General features: G+C 63.4%; 10 protein-coding genes and 2 pseudogenes. 2 read left to right on the top strand and 10 right to left on the bottom strand.

Annotated elements, in window-relative coordinates:
- Positions 1 to 66: 66 nt before the first annotated feature.
- From yfdX2 to WJU27_RS14835, 8 genes are all read right to left on the bottom strand, one after another.
- Positions 67 to 954 carry a heat resistance protein YfdX2 gene (gene yfdX2, locus WJU27_RS14870; RefSeq protein ID WP_116850178.1) on the bottom strand — a complete coding sequence of 296 codons (888 nt, stop codon included), beginning with the start codon at positions 952 to 954 and terminating at the stop codon, positions 67 to 69.
- Between the two features lie 102 nt (positions 955 to 1056).
- Complete coding sequence (gene yfdX1, locus WJU27_RS14865) at positions 1057 to 1971, bottom strand: heat resistance protein YfdX1 (RefSeq protein ID WP_112778058.1); 915 nt, start codon at positions 1969 to 1971, stop codon at positions 1057 to 1059.
- 22 nt (positions 1972 to 1993) lie between these two features.
- Positions 1994 to 2452 (bottom strand): small heat shock protein sHSP20-GI, encoded by a 459-nt coding sequence (hsp20-GI, locus tag WJU27_RS14860; protein WP_012761380.1) that lies wholly within the window; start codon positions 2450 to 2452, stop codon positions 1994 to 1996.
- 87 nt (positions 2453 to 2539) lie between these two features.
- Positions 2540 to 4357, bottom strand: coding sequence for an ATP-dependent zinc metalloprotease FtsH (ftsH, locus tag WJU27_RS14855; protein WP_012761381.1), 1818 nt, complete (start codon positions 4355 to 4357; stop codon positions 2540 to 2542).
- 27 nt (positions 4358 to 4384) lie between these two features.
- Positions 4385 to 5815, bottom strand: a complete 1431-nt coding sequence (cls, locus tag WJU27_RS14850) for a cardiolipin synthase (RefSeq protein WP_341422562.1) — start codon at positions 5813 to 5815, stop codon at positions 4385 to 4387.
- 17 nt (positions 5816 to 5832) lie between these two features.
- Entirely contained in the window at positions 5833 to 8682 is a 2850-nt protein-coding gene (gene clpK / locus WJU27_RS14845; protein ID WP_341422561.1) for a heat shock survival AAA family ATPase ClpK, read from the bottom strand.
- Between the two features lie 92 nt (positions 8683 to 8774).
- Positions 8775 to 9344: an Hsp20/alpha crystallin family protein gene (locus WJU27_RS14840; RefSeq protein ID WP_016446189.1), complete on the bottom strand. Its 570-nt coding sequence runs from the start codon at positions 9342 to 9344 to the stop codon at positions 8775 to 8777.
- Positions 9345 to 9379: 35 nt separating this feature from the next.
- A complete protein-coding gene (locus tag WJU27_RS14835; protein ID WP_124189402.1) occupies positions 9380 to 9661 on the bottom strand; it encodes a helix-turn-helix domain-containing protein in 282 nt (93 codons plus the stop codon).
- Positions 9662 to 10003: 342 nt separating this feature from the next.
- Here WJU27_RS14835 and WJU27_RS14830 point away from each other — a divergent pair.
- Positions 10004 to 10237: pseudogene (locus tag WJU27_RS14830) on the top strand (IS110 family transposase); the annotation flags it as partial.
- A gap of 121 nt (positions 10238 to 10358) precedes the next feature.
- Here WJU27_RS14830 and WJU27_RS14825 read toward each other — a convergent pair.
- Positions 10359 to 10689, bottom strand: a pseudogene (locus tag WJU27_RS14825) (IS66 family transposase zinc-finger binding domain-containing protein); the annotation flags it as partial.
- Between the two features lie 276 nt (positions 10690 to 10965).
- The gene (locus tag WJU27_RS14820) at positions 10966 to 12045 is read right to left on the bottom strand and encodes an IS5 family transposase (protein ID WP_341422560.1); all 1080 of its coding nucleotides are present in this window, start codon (positions 12043 to 12045) and stop codon (positions 10966 to 10968) included.
- Between the two features lie 384 nt (positions 12046 to 12429).
- Between WJU27_RS14820 and WJU27_RS14815 the strand changes: the two genes are divergently transcribed.
- Complete coding sequence (locus tag WJU27_RS14815) at positions 12430 to 13524, top strand: IS5 family transposase (RefSeq protein ID WP_023115023.1); 1095 nt, start codon at positions 12430 to 12432, stop codon at positions 13522 to 13524.
- Positions 13525 to 13688 lie beyond the last annotated feature (164 nt).

The raw sequence follows: 13688 nt of genomic DNA, 5'->3' as shown, positions 1-13688 counted from the left end.
AAAAGCAAACACTCCTGAGCCAAGAGAGGGGCGCGACGCGCCCCTCTTACGCCCTATCCAGCGGTTTCAGAACAACTTGGACAGCTTTGCCTTGATTTCATCGAGCCAGCCTTTTCCGCCGCCTCCCCCAGCCGTCTTTTGCTTCACTTTCTTGACTTCAGCATACAGGGGCTCAAAGTCCTTCTTCTTTCCATAGCCCAGCATTTCTGCCATTTCCAACTGCTGCCGCGCTTCGTTCAATAATGTCTCCAGGCGCTCATTGGACGCTTCGCTCCGCTGACCATCTTCTACCAAGGTCTCGGCGCGCTTCAGGAGCAGCCTGGCGCGCAGGGCGGGCAGCGGATGCACGCTGCGCGTCTCGACCAGCGTGCTGAGCGCTGCCTGCAGCGCGGCTTTGGCTTCTTCAATCTTGCCCTGATCGATCAGCGGCACGACTGACTTCACGGCTGCGGGATAGGACGCCAGAGGGATGTTGGTGACCGCGATCACGATTTCACTGGCCAGCAAAGCCAGCACGTGACGTGCCTGTTGCACCTCGCCATGTTTGAGGGCATCCAGCGCCTCGTCGGTCATCGCCTCAATGGTTTCCGTGTTGGCGAACAAGTCGTGCACGATGGTGCGCACATCAACGGGGGCCAGGGCAAGCGTGGGTTCGCGCGCAACGATCAGCTCCAGCTTTCCCGTCACTTCGGCCAGCGTTGCCAATGCGCGTGCAGCGTCCTTGCCGTCAAGTGCGGCCAGCGCTGATTTGGTCAGCGCCAAGGCCGAGACGGCCTCATCGAGGACTTGTTTACGTTTGTCTGCAGCCTGCGAGTCCGTTTCCTTCTGAACCTCAGGCTGTACCTCCGTGACGACTTCAGGCTTGGCCTGTGGACTGACAGGAAGGCTGCTTACCGCGGCCTGTTCGTTTATTTCTTTGTTCGTCGCATTGGGATTTGATGTTTGCTCATTCATGATGATATGCCTCGTATGAGTTAGTGAAAATAGGCGAATCTATTGGGGCTGACTGCGAACATCGCGAGACTGACCGACCGAACAGTCGGCCCCTTCATCACCTCAAAACAGCTTTTGGAGGCGCGTCTTCAACTCGTCGAACCATCCCTTGCCGCTTTTGCCACCAGCCGACTTTTGCTCAATGGACTTCACCTGATCGAAGATGGGTTTGAAATCCGCCTTCTTGCCATAACCCAGGATCTGCGCCATTTCGATCTCCGTGCGCACGGACGACAGCAAGGTGCTGAGCTCCTCGTTCTGCTTGGCATCGCGCTTGTCGGTCTCGGCCAGCTTTTCAGCTTTTGCCATCGCGGCTTCAGCCCGTAGCACGGGCAGAGGAAAGGCGACCGAGGTCACCACCAGCGTGTTCAGTGCGCGGGCGAGTTCCGCCTTGGCGTCGTCGATCTTGCCGCTGTCGATGAGCCGTGCGGCCGACTTGATCGCTGCCGGGTACGTTGCCATCGGCAGGTTGTCGGTTTCGATCACGATTTCGCTGGCCAGATTGGCGACGATGGGCCGGGCCTTTTGCACCTCGCCATCACCCAACAACTCCCGAGACAACTTGACCGCTTTCTTCACCGTTTCCACGTTGGCGTGGATATCGCGGGTGATGACGCGTACATGGACCGGCGCCAAAGCAAGTTTGGCGTCGCGTGCCAATACCAGTTCCAGCTTTCCGCTGGCCAGTTCCAGCGCAGCGAGCGCCTCCTTGGTCTTCTTTGCATCAAGGAGTGCCAAAGCCTCCTGGGTCTTGGTGAGCGCCGTGATGGCGTCCTGAGTGAGCTCAGCACGCTTTTTTTCGGCTTCCCGGGCGGCCTTGTCATCTACCTGTGGCTGCGCCGCCTTGGATGCGGCAGAGGGTGCTGCAGCACCTGGGCTAGAACCTGCCGCCGATTGGGCCTGGGCCGGTCCGCTCAGTCCGACGACGACCGCCAGGGCAAGTGCGGAGAAGGTTGATTGGGGCTGTTTGATATTCATGATCTGGGGCTCCTAATTAAAGTTAGTTGACTGAGATTTCAATCTGTTTCGGTTTGGCTTGCTCGGCCTTGACAAGCCGCACTTCCAGCGCGCCGTCTTTCATCGAAGCCGTCACCTTGGTCGGATCAACGTTGTCAGGCAAGACAAAGCTGCGCACAAAGCGGCCATACGCACGTTCGATGCGGTGGAACTTCTTGCCCTGCTCCTCTTTTTCCAGTTTGCGCTCGCCGCTGATGGTGAGCACGCCGTTTTCCGCGCTGACGCGCACGGCATCCTTGGGGACCTCCGGCAGATCCAGCTTGAGGAGGAATGCGTTCTCATCCTCGCTGATGTCCACCATTGGTGCCCAGTCCGCCGTGGTCATGGCTTCGTTGCCGGTACGGGCGCCCTCTCGCTGGGGTGTCCGTCCCAACATCGTCGCCAGGCGGTTTTGCAATTCATCCAGTTCCCGGAAGGGGTCCCACGGAGTCAATGCAGACATATCGGTTCTCCTTGAACAATGCCGACGAATTGGATGACGCACTGAACAGAGCCGTCGGTTTACTCTGAATGGCACCTACTACTGTTTTCAGTTCCGAACAAGTCCTTGAGTCAATTGACGGATATCGCTTTCGTCGAGCGTTTCCCGCGCCAGCAGCTCGCGCGCACAGCGCTCCAGCACCGCGCGGTTGATGTCGAGAATCCGGTAGGCGCGCTCGAACACGCCCATCACGATGTCGCGGATGGCCTGATCGATGCGCGCCTGGGTCGATTCGGCCACCCGGCAGCCGCCGTGGGCCAGTTCCGGTGTATCGAGAAAGCGGGGCCGCTGCGCCTCGAAGGCGATGTAGCCCAGTCCTTCGTCCATGCCAAAGCGGGTGATCATGTCGCGGGCAATGTCGGTGGCCCGTGCGAGGTCATCGGCAGCCCCGGTGGACAGCTCGCCGAACACGAGCTTCTCGGCCGCACGACCGCCCAGCAGCACGGCGATCTTGTGTTCCAGATCGGCGCGCGTCATCAGGAAGCGGTCTTCGGTGGGGCGTTGCAGCGTGTAGCCCAGCGCGCCCATGCCGCGCGGGATGATCGAGATCTTGTGCACGGGGTCGGTGCCGGGCAGCGCCAGCGCCACCAGCGCATGGCCCATCTCGTGATAGGCCACGGTTTCCCGCTCCTTGGGATTGAGCACTCGGTTCTTCTTCTCCAGGCCCGCCACGATGCGCTCGATGGCGGCGGTGAAATCCTGCAACTCCACGGCGGACGCTTTGCGCCGGGTCGCGGCCAGCGCGGCCTCGTTGACCAGGTTCGCGAGGTCTGCACCCGAAAAGCCTGTGGTCAGCGCAGCCACCTGTTCGAGATCGATATCCTGAGCCAGCGTCACCTTCTTGACGTGGACTTTCAGGATGTCCAGCCGTCCCTTCTTGTCGGGCCGGTCCACCAGCACCTGGCGGTCGAAGCGGCCGGCACGCAGCAGCGCCTGGTCGAGGATTTCGGGGCGGTTGGTGGCGGCGAGGATGATCAGCCCCACCGAGCTGTCGAAGCCGTCCATCTCGGTGAGCAGCTGGTTGAGCGTCTGCTCACGCTCGTCGTGGCCGCCGATGGGCCCGCCGACGCCGCGTGCACGGCCCAGCGCGTCGAGTTCATCGATGAAGATGATGGCCGGCGCCTGCCCGCGCGCCTGCTCGAACAGGTCGCGCACCCGCGCCGCGCCCACGCCGACAAACATCTCGACGAACTCCGAGCCGGAGATAGAGAAGAACGGTACCCCGGCCTCGCCCGCCACGGCCTTGGCCAGCAGGGTCTTGCCCGTGCCGGGCGGGCCAACCAGCAACACACCTTTCGGGATGCGCGCGCCGAGGCGGCCGTAATCCTGCGGGTTCTTCAGGAAGTCGACGATTTCGACCAGCTCGGCCTTGGCCTCATCGACACCCGCGACATCGGCAAAGGTGACGCCGGTGTTCTTCTCCATGAACACCTTGGCGCGGCTCTTGCCGATGCTCAGGAAGCCGCCCATGCCCTGCTTCTCGGCGAAGCGGCGGAACAGGAAGAACCAGACGCCGAAGAAGGCCACCGCCGGCAGAATCCAGGAGAGCACATCACGTAGCCAGGTGCTTTCCACCACCCGCGCGTAAGGCACGTCGTACTTGGACAGCCGCTCGGCCAGGTCGGGTTCGACGCGAGTGGCCACGATGGTGGTCTTGCCCCGGCTGTCCGGCGATTTCAGGCGCCCGGTGACCGTGCGGTCCGACACCAGCACTTCGGCGACGCGCCCCTCGGCCAGCGCCTTCTCGAATTCGCTGTAGGGCACGGGCTCGACGGTCTTGGCCGCCTGCCAGTAGTTCTGCAGCGTCAGCAGCAACAGGCCGGCGACGATCCAGTAGCCAATGTTCCATTGATCTTTCTTTTCCATGGGCAATGTTCCTCGCAAGTCGTGCCGCTAGAGAATGGGGGTGAACAGACGGGCCACCCCGTCGCGCAAGCGGATGGCCAGCGGGCGGGCGCGCAACGCCATGGCCGATATCTCGTTCGATGCATCACGGGCGGCATCAAAAAGGGATTCCAGCCGCGTAGACAGCGCGGTGTCGTACACCTCCACATTGAACTCGAAGTTCAGGCGCAGGCTGCGCGCATCCCAATTGGCCGAACCCAGGCAGCACCACTGGCCGTCTATCAGCATCAGCTTGCTGTGGTCGAACGGGCCAGGCCGTTCGAAGATGCGTACACCGTGCTCCAGCACCTGCCAGTAGTGGGCGCGCGCGGCCCATTGCACCGTGGGATGGTCGCCGTTTGCGGGCGTCAGCACCTCGACGCGCACGCCGCGCAACGCGGCCGTGCTCAGCGCCGCGATCATCGGCTGATCGGGCACGAAGTAAGGTGTCCAGATGCGCACCGAATGCTTCGCCGCGCTCAAAGCGCCCATGAAGGTCCAGCGCATCCTGTCCAGGGCCTCATCGGGACCGGCCTCGATGCCGCGCGCCCAAGAGGTTCCTTGCTCATCAGCCGTTGCGGGCGGTTCGCCCCAGAAACCCTTGCTGAGCCGCTCGCCCGTGGTATCGCACCAATCATCGGTGAAGCACCGCATCAGATGCGCAACCACCGGCCCGCGCAGACGAAAGTGCAAATCGTGACAGGCCTGCTCCGGCGCATCGGGCCGCCAATACGGGCTGAAGATGTTCATGCCGCCGGTGAAACCCGTCTCGCCATCGATCACCAGCAGCTTGCGGTGATTGCGCAGATGCGCGGCATGCAGGCGCGCGGGAATCAACGTCGGGTTGAACGTCGCCGCCGGAACGCCGGCGCGTTGCAAGGCGCGGTAGGCGCTGCGGGGCCTCCAGCGGGCATAGACGTCGTCGATCAGCACCCGCACTTGCACGCCGCGCTCATGAGCCCGGCGCAGCGCATCGACGAACTGCGCCCCGATGCCTTGGCTGTCGAAGATGTACGAAGCCAGCGCGACGCTGTGCCGCGCCGACTCGATGGCAGCGAGCATGGCCGGGTAGGCCTGCTCGCCATCGACGAGCGGCTCGATGCGGTTGCCGCTGGTCAGCGACTGGCCGGTGGCACGTCCCACCAGGTGCGCCAGGCCGGCAAACGGCGCCGATACGGCCTGGGGCATCGTAGGCGCGCGGTCCTGCCGAACAGCAGGATCTGCCCCCGGAAACAGCCGCCGCGCCCGCCGCTGGTAACGGTTGATGCCGAACAGCCCATACAGCAGCGAACCGCCCAGCGGCAACAGCGCGATCAGCAGCACCCACAGCGTGGCCGATCGAGGGTCACGCTTGTAGATGACCGCGTGCCCCGCTGTGGGGATAGCGACCGCCAGCGACACGAGGGTGGCTGCCCATGTCAGCCCGTTGGGGTCGGACACGACAGCCTCCCCATGACTCAAGATTCGCCGCCCGCTGACTTCTTCTTGCGCGCAGGCTTGCTCGCGTCGCTCGGCGGCGTCTCGGCCACGTTCGCGGCATCGGGCTTCTCAGGCTCGGCCGGCTTCGCGGGTGGCTCCTGGCGCTCGAAGACCACCCGTTCGGCCTTGTCGTCCCAGCGGGCGCTGGCGTGATCGGCCTTGCCGATACCGCCACCCAGCATCTCGCGCGCCAGAGCAGTTTCCAGCTCGCTGCGGATCAGCCGCTTGAGCTCACGCGCGCCGAACTCGGGCTTGTAGCCTTCCTCCGCGAAGTGATCGATCAAGGTCTGATCGAAGGTCAGCGTCACGCCCTGGCTGGCGGCGTTGCGGGCCACACGATCGAGCTGCAGGCCGACGATATGGCGGATCTCCTCCTTGCCCAGCGCATGGAAGACGATGATCTCGTCGATGCGGTTGAGGAACTCGGGGCGGAAGTGTCCGCGCAGCACGTCCATCACCTCGCCCTTGGTCTTCTCGTATTCCTCGCCGGCGGCGCCACGGGCCTTCAGCCGACGCTGGATGATGTCCGAGCCCAAGTTCGAGGTGGCGATGATGATGGTATTGGTGAAATCCACCACCCGGCCCTTGCCGTCGGTGAGCCGCCCGTCGTCGAACACCTGCAGCAGGATGTTGTAGACGTCGGGGTGAGCCTTCTCGATCTCGTCCAGCAGCAACACGCTGTAGGGTTTGCGCCGCACCTTCTCGGTGAGCTGGCCACCCTCGTCGTAGCCGACGTAACCCGGAGGCGCCCCCACCAGGCGTGCCACGGTATGGCGTTCCCCGTACTCGGACATGTCGATGCGCAGCAGCGCACCTTCATCGCCATAGATGGACTCGGCCAGCGCCTTGGCGAGCTCGGTCTTGCCCACGCCGGTCGGCCCGAGGAACAGAAAAGTCGCCACCGGCTTGCTGCCTTCGCGCAGGCCCGCGCGCGACAACCGCACGGCATCGGCCACCGCGCGCACCGCTTCGTCCTGGCCCACGAGGCGCTCGTGCAGCCGCTGCTCCAGATGCAGCAGCTTCTCGCGTTCTTCCACCGTCAGCTCGTTGACCGGAATGCCGGTCAGGCGCGAGACGATCTGCGCGACATGCTCGGCTTTGACTTCGGCACTGCCCGAGGCGCGCTCGCGTTCCCATTCCTCGACAAGCTTCTTGAGTTCGGCCTCTTTGGCCTCGATGTGCTTGCCCAGCTCGGCGGCCTTGTCGTACTGCTTGCGCGAGGCCACATAGTCCTGCTCACGCCGCAGCTGGTGCAGTTCGGACTCCAGCTCTTGCACCGCCACCGGGCGGGCCGTGGCCGACAGCTTCACGCGTGCGGCCGCCTGGTCGAGCAGGTCGATGGCCTTGTCAGGCAAAAAGCGCGCGGTGATGTAGCGGTCCGACAACTCGGCGGCGGCGATGATCGCATCCTCGGTGATGCTGACCTTGTGGTGCGCCTCGAAGGTGTCACGCAGGCCGCGCAGGATCATCATGGTCTGCGCTACCGTCGGCTCGGGCACCATCACCGGCTGGAAGCGACGCTCCAGCGCGGCGTCCTTCTCGATGTACTTCTGATACTCGTTGAGCGTGGTGGCGCCGATCAGGTTCAGTTCGCCGCGCGCCATCATCGGCTTGAACACGTTGGCCACGTCCAGCCCGCCTTCGCCGCCACCCTGGCCTGCACCGACGATGGTGTGCACCTCGTCGATGAAGAGAATCAGCTCGCCCTGGTGCTCGGTCACTTCCTTGAGCACCTTCTGCACGCGCTCCTCGAACTCGCCGCGGTACTTGGCGCCTGCCACCATGGCGTTGATGTTGAGTTCGACCAGACGCTTGTCGCGCAGCGTCTCGGGCACTTCGCCGGCGACCATGCGCTGCGCCAGCCCTTCGACGATGGCGGTCTTGCCGACGCCGGGCTCGCCGATCAGTACCGGGTTGTTCTTCTTGCGCCGGGCCAGCACTTCGATGGTCGTCTCGATCTCCTGCGCGCGGCCGATGACCGGATCGAGCTTGCCCTCGCGCGCCATCTTGGTGAGGTCGCGCGAATACTTGTCGAGTTCCGGCGTGTTGGTCGGCGTCTCGGCGCGGCCATCCTCGGCCCCTTTGCCGACCACCTTGCTTACCTGCTGGCGCAGCGCTTGCGGCGTGAGGCCGTAACGGCGCAGCAGGTTGGCCGCCAAACCTTCGCCTTCCTCGGCGAGCCCGATCAGGAAATGCTCCGGCCCGACATAAGAGTGGCCGAGTTCGTTGGAGGCCACGAAAGCACGGCTGAGCGCGTCCTTGACCCGGGGCGACACGCCGATCTCGCCCTCGAACGGCTTATCGCCGCGCTTGGCTTCGGATTCGATCTGGCGCTTGAGGTCATCGACCTTGATCTTGAACTGCCCCAGGATGGTCTTGACCACGTCGCTGTCGGATAGCGCCAGCAGCAGGTGTTCGGTATCGACTTCGGCGCGCCCGAACTCTGCAGCGTGTCGGGCGGCCTCCTGCAACAGGGCCTCGGACTGTTCGCTGATACGGCTGGCGAGCCCACTGCCGCGACGGCGCGCGGTGCCCGTACCGGCCGGGGCGGGTTCGCCGAACGAGGCATCGACGACCTCGTCGGTATCGGCCGCCATGGACGGTGCGTCGTCACCGATGCGGAAGAAGTCGCTGCCAAGGAAGTCTTCGAACAGCCCGCTGCGCGAGCCGAACAACGCTTCGAGCGGCGAGACGGTGCGCTTTTGCTGGCGCACCAATTGGCGATAGTGCTCGTCACACAACAGCATGGTGCTGTGGCGACCATTGAGATTGGCTTCCACCCGCACCGTGGCGGGCTGGCCGCAGACTTGGCATTGTTTTCTGGCCATGCTGATGCTCCTGTAAAGATGGATTTGATGAGACGCCGCCGATCACGAAGCCTCATCCTTTTGTGGTTTTGAGAAAAGCGAGCCGACCAGCGTCAGCCGTTGATCGGGATCGAGCGCCCCTGCTTGGGCGTACTGGCCTCGCGCTTTTCCATCGTGATCGTGAGCACGCCGTTCTTGAAAGCGGCCTTGATCGTGTCCTGGTTGGCATCGGCCGGCAGGTTCAGAGCGCGCTGAAAGCTGCCGTAGGAGCGCTCCACCCGGTGGAAACCACCATCTTTGGTTTCCTGCTCCTGACGCTTTTCACCGCGCACCAGCAGCACGTCGTTGTCGAGCGTGATCTGGATGTCTTTTTCCTCGATGCCGGGTACTTCCAGGGCGATCTTGTACTGCTTGTCGGTCTCCTGGATGTCCAGCGCCGGCTTCAGCATGCCCGGCCAGTCCGACGGCCAGCGTGGCATGGCCAGCGTCGGGAAACCGAAGCCTCGAAACGCGTCGTCGAACAGGCGGTCGATCTCGCGATGTAATTGCAGGATGGGACTGACGGGCCCACCCGCCACCGGCAGGTCATTGCGCTGCACCGGGAGCGAGGCAGTGCTCTGTTGTTCTTCCTGCTCCTTCTTGAACCAGTTCCAGGGAGCCAATTTCTTGAAATCAATGTCCATGTCACACCTCCAGAAGAAAAGTTGAAGACTCTCGCTCACTCCGTTTGCCTGCGGCGACGGACAGCGCGCCCAGACGACACGGAGTGTTCCGCTGACTTTGGCTGCTCATCTGTGCGTATCACCTCCTTCTTTCTGCCTGCTTGGACCTGATCATTGATCCATCGATCGATTTCACTTTGACGAAACCGCCACGTCCCGCCGACCTTGAAGGCCGGAATCTCCCCGTGCGAGGCGAGCCGGTAAAGCGTCCGCTTGCCGACTTTCAAGTAGGCAGCCAACTCGTCGAGTGTGAAGATCGCCTGCTGGCGCGCTGTCATACCACCCCCACAAGTTCCGTCGTCACGCGGCCTCGCCTGAGGAAATTCTTGCAAGATACTGCAAGATATTGCGCCTAACATGCCGAAAGTCAAGAGTCAACATCCAGCGATCTGCTGGCCGATTGATGTGACTCAATCGTAAGCAGCCAGGAAACAAATGTTGGCTGCCACCGCGATGGTGCTCCCCAAGTCATCAATCTGCTGCCATGTGAAAGGGGAAGTCCATGAACGAGATTGCCCGAGTCGGGGTGGATCTGGCCAAGCGGGTTATCTAGGTGCATGCGGTGGACGCGCGTGGTGGTTGCCAAGGCGCTGGCCGCTGACAAGTTTGCGGCCTGGTGCGCGGAGCTGCCTCCCGGCTGCCTGGTGGCCCTGGAGGCCTGCGGCGGTGCGCATCACTGGGCACGCAAGCTGCGCGGCTATGGGCTGGATGCGCGGCTGATTGCAGGCCACTTCGTCACGCCCTACCGCATGGCCGGCAAGGGACGCAAGAACGGTGCGGCCGATGCCGCAGCGATCTGCGAGGCGGCAACCCGCCCGCACATGCGCTTCGTGCCGGTGAAGCCGCCGGCGCAGACGCTGCTGGCCAGCCATCAGCTACGCAAACCTCCCGATTCACTCACGCAGCTTATTCCTGCTTGCCTAGGGACGACCATGTAAGCGGCAGATGGTCGGAGTCCTTTGCGACCAGCACCTACGCGAGCAGCCCGGAGGTGGGGATGCCCTTGGCGATGATCTCCGCCGGGACCGGCGCCTGGGTCAGCGTTCGGCATCTATGCGCAGGTCCACTTGCCGCGGATGTGGCACTCGACCGTGAACACGCCCGGCGTGTAGTCCAGCTTCTCGCTGATGCGCTTGAGCGCACAGCCGCACGCGCAGCGGGTGTTCTCGGGCTCGTGGTGGCAGTCCACGCGCGGCAGGTCCGCCGGCAAGGCGGTGCGCTTAGGCATCGCGCCAGGCGTAGCCGGCGGCTTCTTCTTGCCCAGCAGTTCCTGGAGCTGCGCCTCAGCCGCGGCAAGGTCGGCGTCCGTCTGGAAGTGTGTAGGCCTTGCCGGTGGCTTTGGCTTGGCGGACCACCAAGTCTGAGAGTGCCATGCTCTAGCTCCTGAACATGAGTCAGGAACCAGATGCTTAACCCATCGACCTCAGCGCCCTAGCAGGCTGGTGAGAAACCCTTGAATCCTTCCGAATCACGTCCTTCCGCTCGTTTTCTCCGGCACCGGAAGTGCGCCGTGGCGTGTGATTCGGGATTCTCTCACTCTCGCATTCCGCTGCTCGCCGGGAAGCGGACGCATCTATCCCTTCTACGCGGCAGCCGTTCGCATCAGGCTCAGCATTCGGGTCAGGTTGTACGCCGCGAACGCGAACAGTGCCTGGCCCGAGAGCTTTTCCAGCCCCTTGTGCCGCGTCTTGCGCAAACCACCCACCGTCTTGATCCAGCCGAAGGCCTCTTCGATCATCTTTCGCCGGCGCAGACTCATCGCGTAGCCTTTGCCACGCGCCGTGCGTCCATCGACGGCGCTGCCGCTGACCTTGCGCGCCACGTGTGCCTTGATGCCGCGCCGTTCGAGTGCGGCAACGAACTCGGCCGTGTCATAGCCCTTGTCCGCACCCACCGTCGCGCCCGGCTTGCGCACGCTGCGATCAATCATCCGGATCGCCGCCTCCCACTCGGCGCGTCCCGTGGCTTGCGTGCTCTCGACATCGACGACGAGCCCGTTGCGGTTCTCGGAGAGCGCGTGCGCCATGTAGCGCAGCTTCGCTTCCGCGAACTCGCCCTTCTTGTAGAGCCGCGCCTGCGGGTCGGTTGTGCTCTGGTGTGTGGCGTTGCTGCGCGTCTTGCCCTTGAAGTCCGCCTCCGGGTTGCGCCCGGCAGGCTTGTCCGGGCCACTGCCGTCCTTGGGAACGAAGCTCTTGTGGCTGGCCCAGGCCTCGATCATCGTGCCATCGACGCTGAAGTGCTCGTCGGAGACGAAGCCCTGCCACTCGGCAAGATGCAGTACGCGACGGAAGAACTGGCGTGCGACGTCGGTGCCGAGCAGACGGTCGCGATTGATGCTGAAGACGGTGCGGTCCCACACCGCGTCATCCATGCCCAGGCCAACGAACCATCGGAACAGCAGGTTGTAGTCGAGCTGCTCGACGAGCTGGCGCTCGCTGCGGATCGTGAAGAGGATCTGCACGAGCAGCGCACGCAGCAGCTGCTCGGGCGGAATCGACGGGCGCCCGGTGTGCGAGTAACGCTCATCGAACAGCGCACTCATGTTGGCGAGAATGCCGTCGACCAGCGCACGCAGAGTGCGCAGCGGGTGGTCCTTCGGCACGCGTTGCTCCAGGCTCACGTAGCTGAACATCGACGCTTGGGGATTCTCTTGGCCGCGCATGGGAAATCGGGAAAAGCAGAAAGACGATTCGAGGCAGGAGTCTGCCTCAAAACCCGCGCCCGGAGCAGCGGTCGGGGTTTCTCACCAGCCTGCTAGCAACAATCCGGAAGCCGTCGTGCCCGCAAAAATGGACACAAAAATGGACATAAACGTCGTGGCTTAAGGTGGATTTCCGTGGAGCCCACTGGAACATCGAGGTGTCGAAAACTCAACCAGAATCAACGACTTACGATGCTTCTTGGACATTCTCAGAATTCCCTGGAACGATGCAGTGGAGGTGAAGGGAACAGCACCCGGTCGCTAACAGGCCGTTGAAATACCTATCGACGCCTCACCTGCAAAGCAGGAAGATGAGGCCATCGATCGACGAACGGTGAGGCGACGATGCGAGGAGCGGACAGCTACAACGAGGCTCTGTTCAGCACGATACGGCTGGAGGACTTCGTGCCGGCCGAGCATCCGTTGCGGCCGATTCGCGTCTGGGTCAACGACGCGCTGGGCAAGATGGGCGATACGTTCGCGGCCATGTACGCCGCCGACGTCAAGGGCGGTCGCCCGAGCATCGCGCCCGAGAAGCTCATCCGCGCGATGCTGCTGCAGGTGCTCTACAGCGTGCGCAGCGAACGCCAGCTCGTCGAGCAGATTCGCTACAACCTGCTGTTCCGCTGGTTCGTCGGGCTGTCCATCGACGACGAGGTGTGGAACCACTCGGTGTTCAGCAAGAACCGCGACCGGCTGATCGAGCACGATGTGGTGACCGAGCTTTTCAACGCCACGGTGGAGATGGCGCACCAGCGCGGGCTGCTGTCGGGCGAACACTTCAGCGTGGACGGGACCTTGATCCAGGCCTGGGCCAGCCACAAGAGCATGCGGCGCAAGGACGGTTCGGACGACGGGCGCCCACCCGAGGACTGGAAAGGCCAGCCCCGCAGCAACGACACGCACGAATCGACGTCGGATCCCGACGCGCGGCTGTACCGCAAGAGCAACGCCGCACCTGCGCTGCCGAGCTACCTGGGGCATGTGCTGACCGACAACCGCCATGGCCTGGTGGTCAACGTGCAGGCCAGCACCGCGGACGGCACGGCCGAGCGCGAGGTCGCCGCGCAGATGCTGGGCGACGTTGCAAGACCGGGCAAGCGCGTGACGGTGGGTGCCGACAAGGCATATGACACCAAGGGGTTCGTCAAGGTGTGCCGGGAGATCGGAGTGACGCCGCACGTTGCGCAGAACACGAGCCGCAATGGCGGCAGCGCCATTGACGGGCGCACCACGAGACATTCTGGCTACGCTGTCAGCCAGCGCAAGAGGAAGCGCATCGAGCAGTGCTTCGGGTGGGGCAAGCTCATCGGGCCGATCCGTCAGGTGATGGTGCAAGGACTGGACAAGGTGGACCAGCTTCTGACCCTGACGATGACAGCCTACAACCTCACACGACTGCGCAACCTGGCGCAGCCATGCCCGGGGTGCGTCCAATGAGCTGCGAAGAGGTCGAAATGCCCTCTTGCGGATGCATGAATGCCGGTGAAACACACGCGCCGCGGCCTTCCGGGTGGAACCCGAGGACTGTATGAACTTGCCAGAACATCCAGCGATGGCGGAACGCGCGTTCATTCAGGGTTCTTCAACGGCCTGCTAACTCA

This window comes from Methyloversatilis sp. NSM2 (assembly GCF_038066675.1).
GTDB classification, from domain to species: domain Bacteria; phylum Pseudomonadota; class Gammaproteobacteria; order Burkholderiales; family Rhodocyclaceae; genus Methyloversatilis; species Methyloversatilis discipulorum_A.
Note: the sequence above shows the minus strand (reverse complement) of the source record. Positions and strands in the feature narration are given on the sequence as shown.